The organism is Rhodanobacter sp. Root179 (assembly GCF_001428465.1).
Classification (GTDB): domain Bacteria; phylum Pseudomonadota; class Gammaproteobacteria; order Xanthomonadales; family Rhodanobacteraceae; genus Rhodanobacter.
Map to the genome: position 1 here is coordinate 1 of NZ_LMHR01000028.1, position 19,033 is coordinate 19,033.

23 protein-coding genes are annotated in these 19,033 nt (G+C 66.1%); 9 read left to right on the top strand and 14 right to left on the bottom strand.

The genetic code is table 11. The features are described from left to right. Positions 1-260: 260 nt before the first annotated feature. Complete coding sequence (locus tag ASD82_RS17555) at positions 261-761, top strand: hypothetical protein (protein WP_157599144.1); 501 nt, start codon at positions 261-263, stop codon at positions 759-761. A gap of 98 nt (positions 762-859) precedes the next feature. On the opposite strand, the gene ASD82_RS00930 is transcribed toward ASD82_RS17555, so the two are convergent. Further along, positions 860-2,362, bottom strand: a complete 1,503-nt coding sequence (locus tag ASD82_RS00930; protein WP_056714077.1) for a hypothetical protein — start codon at positions 2,360-2,362, stop codon at positions 860-862. A gap of 762 nt (positions 2,363-3,124) precedes the next feature. Between ASD82_RS00930 and ASD82_RS00935 the strand changes: the two genes are divergently transcribed. Beyond that, a complete protein-coding gene (locus ASD82_RS00935) occupies positions 3,125-3,592 on the top strand; it encodes a hypothetical protein (RefSeq protein ID WP_056714136.1) in 468 nt (155 codons plus the stop codon). Between the two features lie 10 nt (positions 3,593-3,602). On the opposite strand, the gene ASD82_RS00940 is transcribed toward ASD82_RS00935, so the two are convergent. The 8 genes from ASD82_RS00940 to ASD82_RS00975 all read right to left on the bottom strand — a co-directional run bounded on the left by ASD82_RS00940 (position 3,603) and on the right by ASD82_RS00975 (position 8,844). After that, positions 3,603-4,148, bottom strand: coding sequence for a DUF488 domain-containing protein (locus ASD82_RS00940; protein WP_056714080.1), 546 nt, complete (start codon positions 4,146-4,148; stop codon positions 3,603-3,605). Between the two features lie 3 nt (positions 4,149-4,151). After that, positions 4,152-4,364: a DUF2945 domain-containing protein gene (locus tag ASD82_RS00945; RefSeq protein ID WP_056714083.1), complete on the bottom strand. Its 213-nt coding sequence runs from the start codon at positions 4,362-4,364 to the stop codon at positions 4,152-4,154. A 94-nt stretch (positions 4,365-4,458) separates the two neighbouring features. Beyond that, entirely contained in the window at positions 4,459-4,737 is a 279-nt protein-coding gene (locus ASD82_RS00950; RefSeq protein ID WP_056714085.1) for a hypothetical protein, read from the bottom strand. Between the two features lie 50 nt (positions 4,738-4,787). Beyond that, positions 4,788-5,495, bottom strand: a complete 708-nt coding sequence (locus tag ASD82_RS00955; RefSeq protein WP_056714089.1) for a LytTR family DNA-binding domain-containing protein — start codon at positions 5,493-5,495, stop codon at positions 4,788-4,790. Continuing rightward, a complete protein-coding gene (locus ASD82_RS00960) occupies positions 5,492-6,544 on the bottom strand; it encodes a histidine kinase (protein ID WP_056714091.1) in 1,053 nt (350 codons plus the stop codon). The genes ASD82_RS00955 and ASD82_RS00960 overlap by 4 nt, the downstream gene beginning before the upstream one ends. 29 nt (positions 6,545-6,573) lie before the next feature. Further along, positions 6,574-7,236, bottom strand: a complete 663-nt coding sequence (locus ASD82_RS00965; protein WP_056714094.1) for a dienelactone hydrolase family protein — start codon at positions 7,234-7,236, stop codon at positions 6,574-6,576. Between the two features lie 17 nt (positions 7,237-7,253). Beyond that, positions 7,254-8,018: an energy transducer TonB gene (locus tag ASD82_RS00970; RefSeq protein ID WP_056714097.1), complete on the bottom strand. Its 765-nt coding sequence runs from the start codon at positions 8,016-8,018 to the stop codon at positions 7,254-7,256. A 70-nt stretch (positions 8,019-8,088) separates the two neighbouring features. Further along, positions 8,089-8,844, bottom strand: a complete 756-nt coding sequence (locus ASD82_RS00975) for a TonB family protein (RefSeq protein ID WP_056714099.1) — start codon at positions 8,842-8,844, stop codon at positions 8,089-8,091. A 197-nt stretch (positions 8,845-9,041) separates the two neighbouring features. Here ASD82_RS00975 and ASD82_RS00980 point away from each other — a divergent pair, with 197 nt between their 5' ends. The 5 genes from ASD82_RS00980 (at position 9,042) to ASD82_RS01000 (ending at position 14,226) form a co-directional block, all read left to right on the top strand. Further along, entirely contained in the window at positions 9,042-11,486 is a 2,445-nt protein-coding gene (locus ASD82_RS00980) for a prolyl oligopeptidase family serine peptidase (protein WP_056714102.1), read from the top strand. Positions 11,487-11,567: 81 nt separating this feature from the next. Beyond that, a complete protein-coding gene (locus tag ASD82_RS00985) occupies positions 11,568-12,218 on the top strand; it encodes a hypothetical protein (protein ID WP_157599146.1) in 651 nt (216 codons plus the stop codon). 67 nt (positions 12,219-12,285) lie between these two features. Further along, positions 12,286-13,194: an SPFH domain-containing protein gene (locus ASD82_RS00990; protein ID WP_235580597.1), complete on the top strand. Its 909-nt coding sequence runs from the start codon at positions 12,286-12,288 to the stop codon at positions 13,192-13,194. A gap of 55 nt (positions 13,195-13,249) precedes the next feature. After that, on the top strand, positions 13,250-13,843 hold the full coding sequence (locus ASD82_RS00995; RefSeq protein ID WP_056714108.1) for an HAD family hydrolase: 594 nt from the start codon (positions 13,250-13,252) through the stop codon (positions 13,841-13,843). 38 nt (positions 13,844-13,881) lie between these two features. Next, the gene (locus tag ASD82_RS01000; RefSeq protein ID WP_056714113.1) at positions 13,882-14,226 is read left to right on the top strand and encodes a hypothetical protein; all 345 of its coding nucleotides are present in this window, start codon (positions 13,882-13,884) and stop codon (positions 14,224-14,226) included. A gap of 136 nt (positions 14,227-14,362) precedes the next feature. On the opposite strand, the gene ASD82_RS01005 is transcribed toward ASD82_RS01000, so the two are convergent. Together ASD82_RS01005 and ASD82_RS01010 are read right to left on the bottom strand one after the other, a co-directional pair. After that, a complete protein-coding gene (locus ASD82_RS01005; RefSeq protein ID WP_235580598.1) occupies positions 14,363-14,701 on the bottom strand; it encodes a cupredoxin domain-containing protein in 339 nt (112 codons plus the stop codon). 19 nt (positions 14,702-14,720) lie between these two features. Then, positions 14,721-15,260 (bottom strand): DUF4142 domain-containing protein, encoded by a 540-nt coding sequence (locus ASD82_RS01010; RefSeq protein WP_056714121.1) that lies wholly within the window; start codon positions 15,258-15,260, stop codon positions 14,721-14,723. A gap of 155 nt (positions 15,261-15,415) precedes the next feature. Between ASD82_RS01010 and folE the strand changes: the two genes are divergently transcribed. Next, on the top strand, positions 15,416-16,042 hold the full coding sequence (folE, locus tag ASD82_RS01015) for a GTP cyclohydrolase I FolE (protein WP_056714124.1): 627 nt from the start codon (positions 15,416-15,418) through the stop codon (positions 16,040-16,042). Between the two features lie 53 nt (positions 16,043-16,095). Then, complete coding sequence (locus ASD82_RS01020; RefSeq protein WP_056714126.1) at positions 16,096-16,800, top strand: RNA polymerase sigma factor; 705 nt, start codon at positions 16,096-16,098, stop codon at positions 16,798-16,800. Between the two features lie 3 nt (positions 16,801-16,803). Here the strand turns inward: ASD82_RS01020 and ASD82_RS01025 are convergent, their stop codons facing one another. The 3 genes from ASD82_RS01025 to eda all read right to left on the bottom strand — a co-directional run bounded on the left by ASD82_RS01025 (position 16,804) and on the right by eda (position 18,956). Beyond that, positions 16,804-17,442, bottom strand: coding sequence for a DUF998 domain-containing protein (locus ASD82_RS01025; protein WP_056714129.1), 639 nt, complete (start codon positions 17,440-17,442; stop codon positions 16,804-16,806). Further along, complete coding sequence (locus ASD82_RS01030; RefSeq protein WP_056714133.1) at positions 17,442-18,269, bottom strand: TlpA disulfide reductase family protein; 828 nt, start codon at positions 18,267-18,269, stop codon at positions 17,442-17,444. The genes ASD82_RS01025 and ASD82_RS01030 overlap by 1 nt, the downstream gene beginning before the upstream one ends. Positions 18,270-18,353: 84 nt before the next feature. Continuing rightward, positions 18,354-18,956 carry a bifunctional 4-hydroxy-2-oxoglutarate aldolase/2-dehydro-3-deoxy-phosphogluconate aldolase gene (eda, locus tag ASD82_RS01035; protein WP_056714141.1) on the bottom strand — a complete coding sequence of 201 codons (603 nt, stop codon included), beginning with the start codon at positions 18,954-18,956 and terminating at the stop codon, positions 18,354-18,356. Positions 18,957-19,033 lie beyond the last annotated feature (77 nt).

Sequence of the window (19,033 nt, forward strand, 5' to 3'; positions counted from 1 at the left end):
CCCGCCCGCCGCTGCAGAGGGGCCCCGGGTAAAGCAGCGGGCCATCGTGGCCCGCACTTTTCAGAGGAGCCGGGGCAGAGCCAAAGCCGCAGTGCAAAGCCGGAGCTACGAACAAGCGCTTCGTCGTTCTTCGAAAATGAGGCGATGCGGGATCAGGCTTCGGAAGCCAGCTGTCGACCCATAGCGGACAAACGTTCGCCCATAATGGATATACTTAATGCGGCCTCGGGGGAGGCCGCATTAAGAAAAGGGGACGTGGAGTGGAGCAAGAAGAATTTGTTGCAACGCTACTGTTTCCTGACGAGTATCGGCGGCAGCTCAATCAGGTTGCCGGGCTGACCTCAAGGCGAATTGATTTTCTAAAAAGTAAGTTCGGCTCCATGTCAGGCGGAGAGGTAGTCCAGATTCCCATCGAACAGTGCTCGGGCATTGCCTATAAGAACAGTCGGCCCGTGTACGTTATCGTTGCGGGAGTGCTTCTCAGCCTTGCGGCTCCGCTTTCGCTCTACGTCATAGCTACGAATTGGGAGGCTTTGGGGCCTGACGGCCGTGTTCCGGTCGGAGCGCTCTTTGTCGCAACGCTGTTTGGTCTGCGCATGGTCTTCGGTGCTCGTCGTCACGAGCTAACCTTCTCTTTAATGGGACGCTCAAGTCTCAAGTGGAGATCTAGGCCTGGAGACTTCAAATACAAACAGGCTAGCGTAGGCAAGGTCCTTGAGTTCGCGCGGTCAAAGGGCCTGCTGATAGAGCGGCCCCGATGAGCTAAACATATCGACCGACGCTGGAATGCTCCGCGTCCAATCAGCCTTATGACTATCCGCTTTCGACCCAAAGCAGACATTCGATCCAACACGACCCTTCATGGTTCTAATTCGACTCGCATGTTGAACACATGATTCGCAGCGAACGACCTGATTACCCGCTGAGTTTTCAGCTCATCGGCCGGGTTAGTTCTTTTGGACGAGCAGGTAGCAAGCATAGGAAGTTTTACGTTGGGGTAACCCACTCGCGCTGAGATACAGGTGCCTTCGAAAACCCCGCTACCACGAAAAAGATCCTGATCGACCACGGCGTCACCTACGACGGCGCCCTTGCTATAGAACTTGACCGTCACGCGCAGGCGGTACTGACAGCCCTTTATCCGCTTGAAATCCGCGTCCGTGGCGATGCGCGCCTCGAAGCTTCCATCACTCTCCCTGTCGGCAGCCAGATGCTGCTCCTTCAGCGCTGTATCGGTCGTGCCGTCGGCATCCGCTGCCACACGCGCCCGGGAGGAGCACGCTGGTTCCGTAGCTTCTGGAATGGCGGACACGGTGACCCAATCCACTGCCGAGTCCTTCTCTGTGGTGATCTTGAGCGTTCTGACCGTGGCATGAGGGTCTGGTGGCGGCTGGTCGATCTTCATCGGCAAGACTGCAGCAGGCATTTCCGCCGTGACCTCGCCTGCAGGTGAAGCACCCTGCGTCGCAGGAGGCAATGCTTGCTGCAGAAAGGATTCGAACGGCGCGACGTAATCATCACGTTGCAAACGATCATGCAGGAGCGTTGTCCAGAAGCCCTGATGCATCAGGGTGCTCCAGACATTGGCGGCAAAGTGCTCGTTGAGCAGATCCTGGCGACTGCCTATCGCCCCTCTTTCCTCGACAGGCAGCTGACGCTGCCGATACGTGGCTACCTTGTCATGGCCCTGATAGACGTCGAAAGCCATATCAACAAAGTCATCTCGCCCTGCCCGGGAGGGTGAGAAGCGGACGATGAAATGCACGATCTTGTTGTATGGCGCCACATCCGGCAGCTGGTCGGAGAACTGGTACTGACGCGGTACAACCGAAAGGCCACGTTTATCGATGAGCCCCTGAATTCGATAAGGATACGTCGTTGCGCTGGCCTTCCAATACATGCACCCGCATCCTTCGTCGCCGCCCAAATCAATGCCGGGCGGCACCAGCAGTAGGTCGTGTGGAATATCCGAATCCACAACGACCATACGGGTATCAACAGCAAGCGAGTGGGTAACTGGAAGCGGCCGAATGACCACTGCGCCCGGAGGCGGAAGGTCATTCAAGTGAAGAAGATTTGGCAGCGCGGTGTTGACGCCGAGCAGGAATGAGACGGACACGCCAAGAAGAATCCGCAGCGCCCAGTGGATGCGAAAAATCAGTGCGACCCAGGTAGCGAGGAGAACGTTGACAGCCGTCGGAAGAACCCACCAGCCGAACAGAAGATAAAAAAATCCTCCAAAAAACGAGCTGGCTGGAGCAATGGCGAAGAACTGCAGAGCTACCAGCATGAAGGCCGCGAAAGGCAACCAGAAAAGCAGTCGCTCCCGCCTGTCAACACGCTTCCCGGAAACCGATGGCATTTTGTCCTCTCCGTTTGACATCAAAATATGCCGGTTCCGCGTGCAGTTACAGCCAGCAACATCTTCAGATTCTACCTAAATTGCGTTCCGCTACATTCTGCAATGCATGCCGCGCCGCTTTAACGCAGCTACAGTGCTCGGTGTCCGCTCTTGGCCGAACTGAGATATTCGCGGTATTGAAAGTCCCGCTCGCAGAGGGAGTTTCTTGTTCTTGGCTCTACGCCTTTCGCAACCGCAACGCGGTTGCGCACCGAGTGTGCGCCATGGCGAGGGCATGGATGCCGGAGTTGATGCAACGCAGGAGCGGTTGCCCGATGCCTGCGAGGCGCGGAAGCGGGGTGGCCTTCTCTTTGGTTCCTTTCTCTTGGCCACTCAAGAGAAAGGGACTCGCCCTCCGTCAGGAGGACGAAAGCTTTTGCTCTGAACGCCGCATCGGCAGCAAGTTGTCGCCGTTCTGAAGCAAAGATCAAGAGCGAACCCCTCCCCGGCCCTCCCCTGCATGCAGGGGAGGGAGCAAGGCGTACGTGGACCAACTGTCGGCAACGGTGCTGTCGATCGGCATGAGCCGATACGTACTTGCACTCCCTGGAAGACCACGCCGGGCCCGGCGATGCTTACCCCGATCCCGCCTGGACGACTTGTGACGCACGGCGGCAAGACGGCCGGAAACTCCCTGTTAGACTCGCCCGACCGATCCGCGAAGGCGCTGGCGCACGCGGGATCGTCCGGGGTTTTCGACTGTCTTGCTGGGGGTTGGACGTGATGGCCGTGCCGTTGTCTTGGAAGGTGGGAGGTGCGGTGGCGGCGGTCGTCGCTGCTGCGCTGGCGTGGCATGGGGTCTCGCTGTATCTGGCCGCGCGCCACGCCGACGAGCTGACCATGGACGTCGCCCGCAATGCCGAGCTGGAGGCGCAGCAGGCCAGGGCGCAGGCGCAGCAGCGCAGCGCCCAGCTGGCGGCCACCCTGCAGCGCCAGCGCGAGGACCTGGCCAATACCTATCGGCAGGTCAGCGAGGATGCCGCGCAATACCACGCCGAACAGTTGCAGCGCGAGGAACGGCAGCGGCAGGAAGCGCAGCGGATCAAGGCCAGCTACCGGCTGGGGCCGGATCAGCAGTGCGCGGACGGCGTCGTGATCAATCGCAAGGGGTCCAGCTTCACCCAGGCGATCGGCAATACGGGCGCGCCGATCAAGTGCAGCGGCGACACGGCGGAAGAGCCGCTGCGCTGACGCGGGACCGCTACAGCAGTTCGCCCTGCGCGGGCGCGTAGCTGAGCCGGCCGTCGACGATGTGGGCGGGCGACGTGTACGGATGTTCGGTGGCGTGGCTGGCGTCGATGATGTGGATGACCTCGATGCCGCGCAGTTTCAGCACGTCCGACACGATCGAGCGGTGGCAGCGCCACCAGACCACCTCGGCGCACATCATGGCGGTGCGCTTGCCGGCGGCCAGTTGCAGCAGTTCGGCCAGGCCGTCGGCGAATTCCTCGCTGGCGGTGTAGTCGGCGTAGCCCTGGAACGAGGCGTTGCGCCACGCCGTGTTCGGCGAGCCCGGCTGCACCTTGCGGCGGCCGCCGAGTCTGGGAATCCACTGGTAGGCGATGCCGTGCGCGGGCAGCGACCGGGCCAGCGCCTCGCTGGCGAAGTGCGGATGGCGGCGCGAACCGGGGAAGCGGCGCACGTCGGCGATCGCCTCGATCCGGTATTCGTCGAGCAGGCCGAGGAACTCCTCCAGCGTGCGGGTGGAGTGCCCGATGGACCAGATCGTGGCGGGAACGGCGGGCATCGCTCAGTCGATCCTGTGTAGCGCCGCGCCTTTATGCATCGCGATGTGGTCGGTCTTGTCGCTCTTGATCTCGTACTGCGGATCGGCTTCGCTGCAACGGCGCATGTGGCCTTTGTAATCCGTGTCGCGCGTGTGCACCTTGATGATCTTTCCGCTGACGTGGCCGGCTTCGGAATTCCAGCGGACGTGGTCGCCGACCTTGAAGGCATGGTTCATCGCGATGTTCCCCGGAGCGTGGACATGCCGATCATTCCAGCACGAGCGCCGTGCACGAAGCGTGGCGACCCGGGGCCGCGCAGCAGCACGACCGTCACCGCGTGCCGACGTCGCGCACGAAGATCAAAAAGAACAACACGTGCATCGCCACGAGCGCGGCAAGCCAGTAGCCGACGACGTCACCGCTCCACACCCGGTACAGCGCCAGCGGATGCACCAGCAGCACGAACCACCAGCACAGGCGGGCCAGCTGGCCCGCCAGCCCGGGGTGTGACTCGCGGAAATGCAGAGTGCCGAAGCCGCCGGGAAAGACCGCCCAGCCGGTGCTGAATACCAGGAAGAAGGTAAAGGCCAACCGCCCCAACACCCACATGCGCGACTCCTTGCGTTGGCGCGTTCCGGCGGGAACGCGTTGTCGTGTGTCTACAGCGGCCGCAGCAGCTTGCGTACCGCGGGCAGGTTGCGCCGGCTGATTTCCGGCGCCAGTTCGGTGCCATCCAGCCGGGCCAGCACGCGGCCGTCGGCGAGGGTCTTCAGGCCCAGCAGCCGCGCCGGCGGCACCAGGCAGTTGCGATGCAGCCGCACCAGTTGCTCGGGGTAGGCCTCTTCCAGCTGGCGCAGCGATTCCTCGATCAGCAGTTCGCCGCGGCGATGATGGACCACCACGTATTTCTCGTCGGCCAGCAGGCAGGTCACTTCGTCCAGCGCGATGCGCACCTGTTCGCTGCCGTGGCGACCGTGCAGCCAGGCGACGGCTTCGCGGGGCGCATCGGCCAAGCGTCGCTGCGCGCGCTGCAGCGCTTCGCGCAGGCGCTCCAGCCGCACCGGTTTCAGCAGGTAGTCCGCGGCGCCCAGGTCGAAGGCCTTCAGCGCGTGCGCTTCGTAGGCGGTGCAGAAGATCACCTGGGGCCGGCTGCGGCCGGCCAGGCGTTGCGCCACGCCCACGCCGTCGATGCCGGGCATGTTGATGTCCAGCAACAGCACGTCCGGCTGCAGTTCGCCGATGGCGACCAGCGCCGCCTCGCCATCGGCCACGTTGCCGACGATCTCGACGCCGCCGCATTCGCCCAGCAGGGCGGCCAGGCGCGCCCGCGCCAGCGGTTCGTCGTCGACGATCAGCACGCGGGTCATGCCGGGCCTCCGGGAAGTTGCAGCAGTACCACGAAGCGATCGCCACGGGGCTCCGCCACCACGCGGGCCTGCGGCCCGTAGCGCCAGCCCACGCGGCGCCGCACATTGTCCAGGCCGTGGCCGTTGCCGCCGACCGCGGGCGTGGCCGGCAACGGATTGATGATCTCGATGCGCACGCCGCGGCCTTCGCGCTGTCCGCGCAGGATCACCTCGCCACCTTCGCGCAGCGGCTGGATGCCGTGGCGCACGGCGTTCTCCACCAGCGGCTGCAGCAGCAGCCGCGGCAGCGGAAAGTCGGCCGGCAGGTCATCGAGTTCGCGGGTCACCCGCAGCCGTGGGCCGAGCCGCAGCTGTTCGATCGCGAGGTAACGCTCGACCAGGGCCAGCTCCTCGCCCAGCGTGCCGTCGGCGCTGTCGTGCTGGCCCAGCGCGGCGCGGAACAGTTCGGACAGATCTTCCACCGTGCGTTCGGCGGCGGCCGGATCGACCCGGATCAGGGCGGCCACGGTATTCATGCTGTTGAACAGGAAGTGCGGGCGGATGCGCGCCTGCAAAGCCTCCACCTGGGCCCGCGTCACCGCGGCCAGCCGCGCCTGCCACTGCGCCAGCACGTAGAAGTAACGCAGCATCGCGGCGCCGAGCAGGGCCGCGATCACCAGGTTGTCGCGGGTATAGGCCAGCGTGCTGCTCTTGATCAGGCGCATCTGCAGGGCGCCGTCGAACCAGTGCGCGACCAGGCTGGCCAGCAGCACGATCAGCATGATCAGCAACCACACGCCGACATACGGCAGGTGGCCGGGCAGGCGTTGCAGCGCCGGTCGCAACTTGCACAGCAGCACGCCGACCACCAGCACCAGCCAGGTCACGAACAGCATGCTGACGCTGTACGCCGACCAGACGCGCGGGTCGTCGCCGGCCAGCCACATCACGGTCACCGTCAGCGCGCCGACCACGAACATCGCGAACAGCGCCGGCAGCCGGCAGAAGTCCGGCAGCGGGCTTTGTTCGGCGGGGCCGCGAGGCTTGCGGCTGGGCGTGGATTCGCGCATGCGGCAAGTATGCCGCAGCCAACGCCGGCTTAGGCCAGCCGCTGGCCGAGCCAGTGACGCAGGTCGCCGATCTCCTCGGCGCAGACCGCGTGGGCCATCGGATAGGTGTGCCAGTCCACCGTGTAGCCCAACGCCTGCAGCGCGTTGCGCGAGTCGCTGCCCCGCTGCAGTACGACCACCGGATCAGCGGTGCCGTGGCCCCAGAAGATCGGCGTGGCGGCGTTCGCCGCGTGGCGCTCGCTGGCCACCGTGGCGGAAATCGGCAGGTAGGTGGACAGCGCCACGATGCCGGCCAGTTTCTGCGCATGGCGGACGCCCGCCGAAAGCGCGATCGCACCGCCCTGCGAAAAGCCGGCCAGGATGATCCGCTCGGCAGGCACGCCGCGCTCGTGCTCGCGGGCGATCAGTGCCTCGGTTTCGGCGACCGAGGCGCGGATGCCGGCCTCGTCCTGGCGCGAGGTGAGGTCGAAGCCGGTGATGTCGTACCAGGCCCGCATCGACATGCCGTTGTTGATCGTCACCGGCCGCACCGGCGCATGGGGAAACACGAAGCGCAGCGCCGGCCATGCCGGATCGACCAGCTCCGGCACGATCGGCGCGAAGTCATGGCCGTCCGCGCCCAGCCCGTGCAGCCAGATGATGCTGTGGGTGGGATGGGTGGCGGTTTCGTGTTCGACGGCGGGCAGAGTCATGGGGAGTTTTCTCGTGATCAGGGTTGCATGGTTACCGGATCGATCGAGCGTACCTGCAGCACGCTGGAAATTTCCGGTGTTTCCATCCGGGTATTGTCGCCGGTGTCCCTGAAGCCGACCTGCAGCAGCGCCGCCCTTTCCTTTTCGCTGTGGGGTGGTGGGCTGGCGCGCTTCGCCTGGTTGCGATCATCGAGGCGGAATTCGATGTACGCCCGTATCCGGGCCGCCGCCGGGTGGCCATCGACGGTTTCCGGGCTGACGGCATGTCGCTGGAACCAGTCGGTGGCGGCCACCTTCAACAACGAAGGACGGCCGCGTCCGCCGCTGACGACGCTGCGCGCATCGGTCAGGCTGATCTTGCCGTCTGGCCGAACCGTGCCGGCCATCGCGACGAGGCCGGTTACGCCCAGCCCGATGGCGGCGGCGGGATAGCTCGGCTGCAGCCGTCGATCCCATGTCGGTCCGTGGCGCACGTAGCTGATGCGCAGCGTGTAGTTGCCGCTGTCTTCGGGGATCGCGTCCAGTCTCGCCTCAATGAAGGTGTGTGCGGGTACGGCCTTTCCGTCCTGACGCGCCGGCTCGAACCGCCACTGCTTCAGTGCCAGGTCGAGCGCGGCAGCGAGGGGTTTGGCGGTTTCGGCTTCCGGCTGGGTTTGCGTTACCTCGCCTTGCGCGTTCACATCCGCGCCAATGACGAATACCTGTGTGCGCGTGTCGGCTGCGCGCGCTGGCAACGCCCACAACAGCAGCAGGGTAGCGCAGAGGAAAAGGCCTTTCGTCATGGATGTTCCTGCCCTTGCGGTGTTGCCGCCCGCAATCTGCGTGCTGGCATCGTACCGATCGCGCGCAGGCTCATGGGCCGGCGATGATCGTAGCCACGCGGCTGGGTTGGAGCGGACTGTCCAGCGCCACCTCCTGCTCCGATGGCAGCGGGATGCCTGCCCGTGCATCCTCGGCGGCTTCCTTCTGCTGGTCCGCCCGCAGGATTGCGAGCTGGCGGGCGGTGAAGTTGGGTGGGGTGAGCGTGAAGTTCACCGGAATGCGCAGGCGCGTGGCCACCGGCTTGCCCTCGACCTGTTCGGGGTCGGCGTTCCAGTGCCTAGCCGCGGCCAGCACCGCGGCGTAGAAGACCTTGTCTGCCGGCCACTCCTCGAACCGGTTGCTGACTTTCATGTCACTGAGATGGCCGTCCGGCTGCACGGTGGCGTCCAGGTAGACAAAGCCGGCCCGGCCCATGCTCACGGCTTTCACCGGGTACTTCGGCAGCAATTTATGTTTGGCCAGTCGCGGTCCGTTGCCTTGGAAGATGATCCGGACGTCATGGCCGCCGCGGGTATCGGGAGTCACCCGCAACTTGAGCTTCACGAAGGTGTGCGCCGCCACCGCCTGACCATTCACCGTGGCCGGCACGAATTGCCATTGCCTCACGGCGGCCTCCAGGATCTTTGCCAGGGGCGCCGGAACGTCGGCCTCCGGTTCGGTGGCCGTGACGTGCCCGCCGGCATCCACGTCGGCGCCGATCGCGAAATAAGCCTCGCGCACCTCGTCGGCGTGCACCGCTTGGGCGCAGGCCAGCAGCAAGGCCGCGCCAATCAGGAAATGTCTCATGTCTTGCCTCCCTGTGGGCGCCGCCCCGAGCGTCCGCCGAGGAACATCATCGGCGGACGGCGAGCTTTGTACCAGTACCGCACCGTCGACCGAAGAGGAGCGGTCCGCGGCGGGCCGGCGATCCCTGACCTTTGGCACGGTGCTCCGGCTTCGGCGTGTCGGCTCGGCTATGCTGGCTTTTTGTCCGGGAGGAATCCATGCGTCGACTGCTGCTTGCCGCTCTCGTTGCCTTGACCGTCGCGCCGCTGGCAGTGGCCGCCGCACCGGCGTCGACGCCGCTCGACCTCGAAACCATCATGGCCAACCCCGACTGGATCGGCCAGGCGGTGGAGTCGCCGTACTGGAGCGTGGATGGGCGGCATGTCTACTACTCGCTGAAGCGCGACGGCAGCCAGCTGCGCGATCTGTACCGAGTCGATCCGGCGGGTGGCCCGGGCGTGAAGCTGGACCCGGCGGCACTGGCGCAGGCGGACGGCCCGGCGGTGTTCGATCGCGAGCACCGGCACGCGGCGTTCGTCCTGCATGGCGACGTCTTCATGGTCGACCTGGCCAGTGGCCGGCGCAGCCAGGTCACCCGCACGCCGCAGGATGAATCCGCGCCGCGCTTCTCGGCCGATGGCCGCGCGCTGCAGTTCCGCGACGGCAACGACTGGTACAGCCACGACCTGGCCAGCGGCGTCACCGCGCCCGCGGCGGTGCTGAAGTTCGTCGACGATCCGCAGGCAAAGCAGCCCGATGCGCTGGGCGCGCGCCAGCTGGAATTGTTCAAGACCTTGCGCGACATCAGGAACGAACGGCAGGCCCGCCATGAACAGGAGAAGACGCTGGCCGCCGCCGATCCGGGCCGGGTGCCGGCGCCGTTCTTCCTCGGCGACCAGGTCAGCCTGGTCGACAGCGAGCTGTCGCCGGATGGCCGCTGGCTGCTGCTGGTCACCATGCCGAAAGACCACGAGGCGGGCAAGGCGCCCGAACTCACCCACTACGTCACCGACTCCGGCTATGCCGAACAGCAGGAAACCCGCGTCTACGTGGGTCGCAACGATCCGGCGCCGCAGTCGCTGCTGCTGCTCGACCTGGCCAGTCACCGCTCGTGGCCGCTGGCCAGCGACACGTTGCCGGGCATCAAGGACGATCCCCTGAAAGACTTGCGCGCAAAGGCCATCGCCGCGTTGCAGAAGGCCGGCAAGGACGACCAGGCCAAGGCGCTGAGGGCGCCCGCCGTGCGGGCCGTGGGCATCATCTCCAGCGCCGACGACGGCGGTGGCGGCGGCATCGTGTGGAGCGACGATGGCCGCAATCTCGCCATCCAGTTGCGCGCGATCGACAACAAGGACCGCTGGATCGCCAGCGTCGATTTTGCGAAACGCGCGCTGGTGAACCAGCAGCGGCTCACCGACCCCGCCTGGATCAACTGGAACTTCAACGATTTCGGCTGGCTGAAGGATGGCCGCACGCTGTGGTACCTGAGCGAGCAGGACGGCTACTCGCATCTCTACACCAAGGCGCTGGACGGCAAGCCCAGGGCGCTGACCAGCGGCTCGTTCGAAACCAGTCATCCGCAGCTGAGCGAGGACGGCCGCTGGTTCTACGTGCGCACCAACCAGGTCGCGCCGTACAGCTACGACGTCTACCGCGTGCCCTCCGCGGGCGGGCAACTGGAGCGCGTCACGAATTACCAGGGCATGGACGACTTCGCGCTGTCGCCCGACGGCACCCGGCTGGCCGTGCTGCATTCCTCGCCCTACGTGCTGTCGCAATTGGCCGTCCAGCCGTCCGCGGGCGGCGCGCCGCGCGAGCTGACCGACACCATGAAGCCGGCGTTCACCGCCCGCGCCTGGATCGCGCCGAAGATCGTCGAGGTGAAGTCCAGCCACGGCGCCGGCAACATCTACGCGAAGTATTACGGTCCGGCCGACGAGAGCGCCGCCTCGAAGCCGGCGGTGATCTTCGTGCATGGCGCGGGCTACCTGCAGAACGTCACGCTGTCGTGGTCGAACTACTTCCGCGAGCAGATGTTCCACAACCTGCTGGTGCAGCAGGGCTACGTGGTGCTGGACATGGACTACCGCGCCTCCGAGGGCTACGGCCGCGCGTGGCGCACCGCGATCTATCGCCAGATGGGCCATCCCGAACTGGAAGACCTGCTGGACGGCAAGGCCTGGCTGGTGCAGAACCACCACGTCGATCCGCAGCGCGTGGGCATCTACGGCGGCAGCTACGGCGGCTTCATGACCGAGATGGCCCTGCTGCGCGCGCCTGGCGAATTCGCGGCGGGTGCGGCGCTGCGCCCGGTCAGCGACTGGACGCTGTACAACCACGAGTACACCTCGGACATCCTCAACGACCCGCAGCTCGATCCGGAGGCGTTCAAGACCAGCTCGCCGATCGAGTACGCCGACAATCTGCGCGATCCGCTGCTGATCCAGCACGGCCTGATCGACGACAACGTGCTGGCCGAGGATTCGATCCGCCTGTACCAGCGCCTGATCGAACTGCACAAGAAGAACTTCTGGATCTCGCTGTATCCGATGGAGCGCCACGGCTTCGTCCACGCCGATTCGTGGCACGACGAATACCGCCGCATCGACGAGTTGTTCGAAACGTATGTGAAGCCGGTGAAGGGTGGTGCCGTCGGGAGGTAATCGGACCGCGACTGGACGTCAGATTGAGTGAGTCGGCATCGGCTACCACATGTCGGCGCCGTAACCGGAGGCTTGATGGCCATGGACAACTATCGCTTGATCTTGAAGCGTGTGGGTTGGGTGCTGATTGTCACGGGGGTGCTCGATGTCGCGTACATGATCTACTGCATCACGCGCGGCATGAGTTACTCCTCAAGTTTCAATATTTTCGCAATCGTGGCCGGGGTGTTCCTGTTGAGGGGACACCTCGGTGCAGTGCGGCTGATCACCCGACTCGCTGCTTTCATGCTGTCTGCGTCGCTGGGGACACTGCTGGTCTTGCTCCCTCTCATGCAGCCGCCGGGTTTGTGGCTCGCACGGTGGCGTCTTGATCCGGTGAGTACGTTGCTGGGCTTTGCCTTCATGATCGTCGTCATGGTGCTTTTGTTCTGGGTCTACCGGCAATTGCGTGCACCTTCGGTAGTTCAAGCTCGAGTAGTCGCAGGGCAGTCAGGTTCGCCACCCAAAGCGGCATTCCCGACGGGTATGGTGCTCGTGGCAGGTCTCGCAACAATCATGCATTTCGTCATGCATGGGGAAATGAGTGCCAGGGCCATCCAGCTCGCTGAGGCCAAGGAAGGACCCACATACAAGTATTCCGTCACAAGCATGAACTGGGGCGGCGATCATGGGCGGGCCAGTGTCACTGCATACAACGATCGCGAAATAAAATCGGTGGACGTGGAGTGGTAGTGGTGGTGCTTGGCCGGCAGAGAGCCGCTCTTTTCCTATAGCTCTGTGCGGAATCGCTCGCATTCCGATGGTTTTATTGCATGATCACGACGGGGAAGCGCCGGTTGGCGCGGGAGCCTTCCGGCACCACGGCGCCACCGACTGGAATATCGAATACGAGGGGCTTATGAAGAAGTCGGGTTTCGCCGCGATCGCGGCATCGATGCTGTTGGCGTGCTCGGGTTGCACCGTGGTGTCGCCGGATGCCGGCCAGCAGGCCGTGCTGATCGACAAGCCGGTCCTGTTCGGTCACGGTGGCGTGCGCGACCAGCCGGTGACCACCGGCCTGACCTATACGTGGTTCTCCACGAAGCGCATCTACGTCAACATGTTCCCGCAGCAGTACGACGGCAACTTCGGCGACCTGATGTCGAGTGACGGTGTGCCGCTGGATTTCCACGCGATCATCCGCCTGCAGGTGACCGATCCGGTGGCGCTGGTGAAGAACTTCGGTCAGGACTGGTACAAGAACAACGTGGAGCAGGAGTTCTTCAACCGGGTGCGTTCGGCGGTGAAGAAGCATGGCATGAACGAGACGGCGATCCAGACCACCGCCATCGACGAGATCGACAGCGAAGTCAGCCGTGAGATGACCGAATACCTCAACCAGAACAAGCTGCCGATCCGCCTGCTCAAGATCACCGTGGGCAAGGCCAATCCGCCCGACGCGGTGCGCAACCAGCGCGTGGAAACCGCGCAGCAGGAACAGCGCGTGCTGACCGAGCAGAAGCGCGACCTGGCCGAACAATCGCGCAAGGCCGCCGAGCAGAGCCGCGCCGAGGCAGACAACGCCTATCGCCTGGCGATGAACCTCAGCCCGGCCCAGTTCGTCGAGATGGAACGCATCAAGATGCAGACCGAAGTGTGTGCGGTGAATGATGCGAAGTGCACCTTCATCATCGGCAGCGCGGTCGATCCGGTGGTCAACGTGAAATGAGCCGGCCTCCCGCACGCCGATGCGTGCGCGCCGCATGCCAAGGGAATGGTTGCCGATGAATCTTGCCCTGTTCGATTTCGACGGAACGATCACCAGCCGCGAAATGTTTTCCGACTTCATGCACTTCGCGGTGACCCCGCGGCGGCTGGCTGCCGGCAGGGTGCTGCTGGCGCCGGTGGTGATCGGCTACAAGCTGGGGCTGGTCTCCAGCAACGTCATCCGCTCGCAGGTGGTGCGCTTCGGCTTTCGCGACGAACCGCTGGCGCGGCTGGACCAGGCCGGGGAACGGTTTGCGCGCGAAGTGCTGCCGGGTGTGCTGCGCGCACAGGCGATGGAGCGCATCGCCTGGCACAAGGCGCAGGGCGACGTGGTCGTGGTGGTGTCCGGCGCGCTCGATGTCTACCTGCGGCACTGGTGCGAGCAGCACGGTCTGGCGCTGATCTGTTCGGAGCTGGAGCGGGTCGACGGCCGTTACAGCGGCCGTTATCGTGGTCGCCAGTGCGTGGGTGCGGAGAAGCCGCGCCGGGTGCTGGAACAGTACAACCGTGACGACTTCGATCGCGTCTACGCCTACGGCGATACCAGCGAAGACCTTGACCTGCTGCGCATCGCTGACCGAAAGTACTTCAACTGGCGGGAAGTGGCCTGATCACGCAGCGCGGGGCGAATGCCCTGCATGGGGGAAACATGCGCAACAAAGGGATGGGTGTGCTCGTGTCGTGTTGTCTGCTGCTGGCCGCCTGCGCCAAGCCGCTGCCGCCGGAGAAGGCGGCCTACGCCGGCTACTGGCGGGCGCAGAAGATGGCCTTGCTGATCACCGCGGGCGGCAACGTCCAGTACAAGCGCATGCAGGACGGAAGCAGCACCTCGGTCAATGGCCCGCTGCAGAGGTTCGAAGGCGACAACTTCGTGGTCGGCGTCGGCCCGATCAAGACCACCTTCGTGGTGTCGGTACCGCCGCATCAGGACCAGGGCGCCTGGAAGATGGTGGTCGATGGCGTGGAGCTGACCCGCACTCCGCCGGGCGGCTGAGCCGCGAAAAGAATCCGGCCACGACGGGCCGGGGTGGGCGCGTGTCATGGCCGGGAAACCGGCGACGCCGCAGGCGGCCAGTGCGGGCCTGCAGCCTCAGGGGGAGCGAGTTTGCCGCCGGATTACCTGACCGCCATTACCTGACCAGCAGGGTGGCGGTCATGGTGGGGTGGAACTTGCAGAAGTATGTGTGGCTGCCGGCGGTGACGGTGAAGCGTCCGCTGGCGCCCGCCTTCAGGTCGAGATCGACGCTGCCGTCGCGCGCGGTGACGCTGTGCTCGAGGATGTCATGATTGGTCCATTCGATGATGTCGCCGGCGCGTACGTCGGTCGGCACCGGGCCGTACTGCATCTTGTCGATCATGATCACGTGCACCCGCGGGGCATGCGCCGCGGACGCCGGCGCACCGGCGGCCGTGGCGACAGGTAGCGAGGCGACGGCCAGCAGCCACAGGCCGCACAGCAGTGTCGTCATGCGCAGCATCGCGCTCTCCCTACTTCAGGCTCTGCGCGAGATGCTCGGCATGCATCTGGTGCGACTGGAAAAGCTTCAGCCCGGTTTCCAGCAGCGACTTCAGTTCCGCGTTCTGCGCCGACGGGATCAGGGTGTCCTGCAGGGCCGCGTTGACCGCCTTGTGGTAAGCCACTTCGTTGGCGGCATAGGCCTTGTCGTAGGCGCTGCCACTGAGCGCGGCCAGCTTCTTCTGCTCGGCCGCGGCGTTGCCGGCCAGCGACTGGCTGGTCGGGTTGTCCTGCGGGGTCACGCCCAGTTTCTTCACCAGCGCCAGCGCCTGGTCGTTGACCGCGGCATGGTCGCGGGCCATTTCCTCGGCGAACGCGCGCACCGCCTTGTTGTGCGACTTCTGCAGCGCCTGCTTCGCCGCGGTGACGTCGATCACGCCGGCGGTATAGGCGATGTGGGCGATCTGCGCGTCGTTGATCGCGGGTGCTGCGGCCGGTGCCTGCGCGGCGTATGCGCTGGCGAAACTGCTCAGGCCGAGGGTGAGGACGAGGGCGAACAAGGACTTGGTCATGACGAATGCTCCGTGAAGAAAGGGGCCGGCATTGCTGCCGGTGCCCATGAGATGCAGCAGCGGGGCACAGGTTCCGGCCGGCGAGGCGGACGCCGCGGGAACCTCGCGCGGGGCGCCTGCATCGGATCAGCTGTCATCCCACCGATAACGCCTGCATGCTCGAACTGGATCAGAACCCCACGCCCGCCGCCGCTGCGCCGTTGCCGATCGCGGATTGCCCGCGCCCCACCCGCGCCGAGGCCGAGGCCGCCGTCCGCACGCTGATCCGCTGGGCCGGCGACGACCCCGCCCGCGAAGGCCTGCTGGCCACGCCCGCCCGCGTGGTGCGGGCGTACGAGGAATGGTTCGCCGGCTACCGGCAGGATCCGGCCGAACTGCTCAGCCGCACCTTCGGCGAGGTCGGTGGTTATGACGAGGTGGTGATCCTGCGTGACATTCCGCTGCAGTCGACCTGCGAGCATCACATGGCGGCGATCACCGGCGTGGTGCACATCGCCTACCTGCCGAGTCGGCGCGTGGTGGGCATTTCCAAGCTGGCGCGGCTGGTCGAGGCGCTGGGTCGCCGTCTGCAGATCCAGGAGCGGCTGACCGCGGAGATCGCCGATACCCTGGCCCGGGTGCTGCAGCCGCGGGGCGTGGCGGTGATCGTCGAGGCCAGCCACGCCTGCCTGTCATCGCGCGGGGTGCGCGCGCACGGGGTGTCGATGCAGACCCGGCGCCTGCTCGGCGAATTCGCCCGGGAGCCGCGGCGGCGGGAAATCCTGGCGGCGCTGGCCGGCTGAACGGGAACCCCGGAGCGCCCTGCCGCATCGGATCGGTGTAAAAGGAGAAAACCATGTCAGCCCATGCCCATCTCGCACCCGTTGATTACGCCGCGCTGGACGACCACGCGCTGGTGGCGCAGGTTCGCGCCGGCCATCGCGAGGCGTTCCGCCACATCATGCAGCGCTGCAACCAGCGGCTGTTCCGCGTGGCGCGCGCCGTGCTCGGCGAAGACTCGGAAGCGGAAGACGTGCTGCAGGAATCGTATATGCGTGCCTATCACAAGCTGGATTCGTTCCGCGGCGACTCGACCCTGCTGACCTGGCTGACCAGCATCGTGCTGAACGAGGCGCGCGGCCGGCTGCGCAAGCGCCACACCATGGTGGGCCTGGAGCAGGTCGACGCGGCGCCCGACGACAGCCACCAGATCATCCAGTTTCCGTCGAAGTTCGGCAGCGAGGACCCGGCCGTGTCCGCCGCCCGCGCGCAGATCCGCCACCTGCTCGAACACGCCATCGACGCACTGCCGCCGGCGTTCCGCACCGTGTACATGATGCGCGACGTGGAAGAGTGTTCGGTGGAGGAAACCGCGACCCTGCTGGCGATCAAGCCGGAGACCGTGAAGACCCGGCTGCATCGCGCCCGGCGCCTGCTGCGCGCCGCATTGCACGATCAGCTGGCCACCACCATGGGCGAAGCCTTCCCGTTCATGGGCCGGCGCTGCGCCCGCGTCACCGACGCGGTGATGGCGCGACTGGAAGGCGAGTTGGCCGGCTGAGGGTTACAGCGGGATTTCGCGGGCGGCCGCCGTCCGATCACGGCACAACCAGCCGGCCGACAGCAGCAGCCACGCCAGGATCAGCGCGATCACCAGCCGCTGCTCCAGCCCGCGCGGCATGCCATGCCACAGCGCATCCACCCAGATCGCGGCGAAGCCCGCCAGCGCCAGCCCGAAGGCCGGCGCGAACCGCCGGCGCCAGCGTGGATCGACGCGCAGCCGCCACGACTGCAGCAGCGCCGCCACGGTGACGCACAGGAAGGCCGCCTGCGCCGCCACGCCGTGCACGAAACCTTCCAGCGTGGGCGCACGGCCTGGCAGGTTGCTGTGCGCCAGCGCCGTCACGCACAGGCCGAGGCCGGCAGTGGTGAACAGCAGCCACGGCGCCGCGCTGCGCTGGCGCACGTCGAACGCCCGGTAATAACCCGCGCCCAGCGCGCACAGCGCGATGGCCAGCACGACGTAGGCGGCCTGCAGCCAGTGGCCGTGCGCATCCAGCAGGTAGAAGCTGAGCGGCGCATCCCGCCAGTCCAGGTCGCCGCGCAGCAGTTGCACCGCCACGGCAACCAGGATGAAGAACAACAGCCCGGCCAGCGCGATGCGGCCGAGCGTGGCGGGCGTCGGTGCGTGCGACCGTTCCATCAGCGTCCTGCGGGGGACGGCGGCATATCCGCCTCGATGCGTTGCAGGCGATCGGCCAGGGTCGCCCGCGACAGTTCGCCCATGTGCGTGTCGCGCAGCCGGCCGCGGGCATCGATGAACAAGGTGGTCGGATAGCCGCGCACGTTGTAGTAGTTCGACAGCTGCAGGTTCTCGTCGGTCAGCACGTGTTGCAGCGTCAGTTGCTGTGCCTGCAGGAACTGCCTCACCGTGGCCGCGGACTCGCCCTGGTCGGCAAACACGAAACGCACCTGCGGCATCCTGCGTTGCGCCTCGGCCAGCACCGGCATCTCGCGCCGGCAGGGACCGCACCAGGTGGCCCACAGGTTGATCATCGTGGGCTGGCCGCGCAGGCTTTCGACATCCATCGCGCGCCCGTCGAGATCGCCGAGCTGCAGCGTGGGCAGCGGCGCCTGCGCCTGCGCGGTGAGCTTGTAGGCGAGCAGGCCGGCGAAGCCCGTGGCCGCGATGCCGATGGCCACACTGGCGGCCAGCGGACGCCGCAGCGATGGCCGGCGCCAGCCGACCAGCAGCGCGGCCACGATCACGCCCAGCGTGCCCGCGAGCGGATCGAAGCCGTGATCGCGGATGTTCAGGATGCTCAGCGGTTGCTGCGCGTACTGTGGCCACCAGCCGGCCACATAGGCCAGTCGCGCGCCGAGCAGGCCAAGGCCGAGGATCAGGAACAGCGGGTTGCCGGTGTCGGCGTAGCCACGCCGATGCAGGAAGCCGGCCATGGCCAGCGCGGCGATCACGCCGAACAGCAAGGCCAGCAGGCCGGAGGAAAGAACGAGTGGTCCGAGATTCACGCGATGAAGTCCTGGTCGAACAGGTGCGCGTGGGCCGCGCCGGGTACGGCCCACCTTAACCGGTTCGGCGCCCGGGACGAGCGTTCAGGACAGCGCGGCGGCCTCGCGGGCCAGTTGCTCGATCCCGGGCCAGTCGCCCGCGGCGAGCTTGTCCGCCGGGGTGAGCCAGGAGCCGCCGACGCAGATCACGTTGGGCAGGCGCAGGAACTCCGGCGCGCTGGCCAGGCTGATGCCGCCGGTGGGGCAGAAGCGGATCTGCGGCAGCGGGCTGGCCCAGGCACCGAGCAACTTTGTGCCACCGGCGGGCACCGCGGGGAAGAACTTCAGGTGGCGATAACCGCGCTCGAGCAGGGCCATCGCCTCGCTGGCGGTGGCCACGCCGGGCAGCAGCGGCAGCTCGCTGTCGTCGGCCGCGTCGAGCAGCCGTGGCGAGGTACCCGGCGACACGGCGAAGCGGGCGCCGGCCTGCAGCGCGGCCTGCAGGTCACGCGCGGTCAGCGCGGTGCCGCAACCGACCACCGCGCCTTCCACCTCGGCGGCGATCGCGCGGATCGCGTCCAGCGCCGCGGGTGTGCGCAGGGTGACCTCGATCGTGGGGATGCCGCCGGCGACCAGCGCGCGCGCCATCGGCACGGCGTGGCGGGCGTCGTCGATGATCACCACCGGGATCACCGGCGCCAGTCGCATCAGGGATTCGACTTGCTGCTGTTTTTGTTCGATGGAGGTGGTCACGGAAAGCTCCGGTTGTCTTGGCTCCTCCCCCC

Excerpts from the sequence above, each read along its gene's own strand:
- ASD82_RS00930 (WP_056714077.1), bottom strand. The coding sequence starts at position 2,362 with ATGCCATCGGTTTCCGGGAAGCGTGTTGACAGGCGGGAGCGACTGCTT.
- ASD82_RS00935 (WP_056714136.1), top strand. The coding sequence starts at position 3,125 with ATGGCCGTGCCGTTGTCTTGGAAGGTGGGAGGTGCGGTGGCGGCGGTC.
- ASD82_RS00940 (WP_056714080.1), bottom strand. The coding sequence starts at position 4,148 with ATGCCCGCCGTTCCCGCCACGATCTGGTCCATCGGGCACTCCACCCGC.
- ASD82_RS00945 (WP_056714083.1), bottom strand. The coding sequence starts at position 4,364 with ATGAACCATGCCTTCAAGGTCGGCGACCACGTCCGCTGGAATTCCGAA.
- ASD82_RS00950 (WP_056714085.1), bottom strand. The coding sequence starts at position 4,737 with ATGTGGGTGTTGGGGCGGTTGGCCTTTACCTTCTTCCTGGTATTCAGC.
- ASD82_RS00955 (WP_056714089.1), bottom strand. The coding sequence starts at position 5,495 with ATGACCCGCGTGCTGATCGTCGACGACGAACCGCTGGCGCGGGCGCGC.
- ASD82_RS00960 (WP_056714091.1), bottom strand. The coding sequence starts at position 6,544 with ATGCGCGAATCCACGCCCAGCCGCAAGCCTCGCGGCCCCGCCGAACAA.
- ASD82_RS00965 (WP_056714094.1), bottom strand. The coding sequence starts at position 7,236 with ATGACTCTGCCCGCCGTCGAACACGAAACCGCCACCCATCCCACCCAC.
- ASD82_RS00970 (WP_056714097.1), bottom strand. The coding sequence starts at position 8,018 with ATGACGAAAGGCCTTTTCCTCTGCGCTACCCTGCTGCTGTTGTGGGCG.
- ASD82_RS00975 (WP_056714099.1), bottom strand. The coding sequence starts at position 8,844 with ATGAGACATTTCCTGATTGGCGCGGCCTTGCTGCTGGCCTGCGCCCAA.
- ASD82_RS00980 (WP_056714102.1), top strand. The coding sequence starts at position 9,042 with ATGCGTCGACTGCTGCTTGCCGCTCTCGTTGCCTTGACCGTCGCGCCG.
- ASD82_RS00985 (WP_157599146.1), top strand. The coding sequence starts at position 11,568 with ATGGACAACTATCGCTTGATCTTGAAGCGTGTGGGTTGGGTGCTGATT.
- ASD82_RS00990 (WP_235580597.1), top strand. The coding sequence starts at position 12,286 with ATGGTTTTATTGCATGATCACGACGGGGAAGCGCCGGTTGGCGCGGGA.
- ASD82_RS00995 (WP_056714108.1), top strand. The coding sequence starts at position 13,250 with ATGAATCTTGCCCTGTTCGATTTCGACGGAACGATCACCAGCCGCGAA.
- ASD82_RS01000 (WP_056714113.1), top strand. The coding sequence starts at position 13,882 with ATGCGCAACAAAGGGATGGGTGTGCTCGTGTCGTGTTGTCTGCTGCTG.
- ASD82_RS01005 (WP_235580598.1), bottom strand. The coding sequence starts at position 14,701 with ATGACGACACTGCTGTGCGGCCTGTGGCTGCTGGCCGTCGCCTCGCTA.
- ASD82_RS01010 (WP_056714121.1), bottom strand. The coding sequence starts at position 15,260 with ATGACCAAGTCCTTGTTCGCCCTCGTCCTCACCCTCGGCCTGAGCAGT.
- folE (WP_056714124.1), top strand. The coding sequence starts at position 15,416 with ATGCTCGAACTGGATCAGAACCCCACGCCCGCCGCCGCTGCGCCGTTG.
- ASD82_RS01020 (WP_056714126.1), top strand. The coding sequence starts at position 16,096 with ATGTCAGCCCATGCCCATCTCGCACCCGTTGATTACGCCGCGCTGGAC.
- ASD82_RS01025 (WP_056714129.1), bottom strand. The coding sequence starts at position 17,442 with ATGGAACGGTCGCACGCACCGACGCCCGCCACGCTCGGCCGCATCGCG.
- eda (WP_056714141.1), bottom strand. The coding sequence starts at position 18,956 with ATGCGACTGGCGCCGGTGATCCCGGTGGTGATCATCGACGACGCCCGC.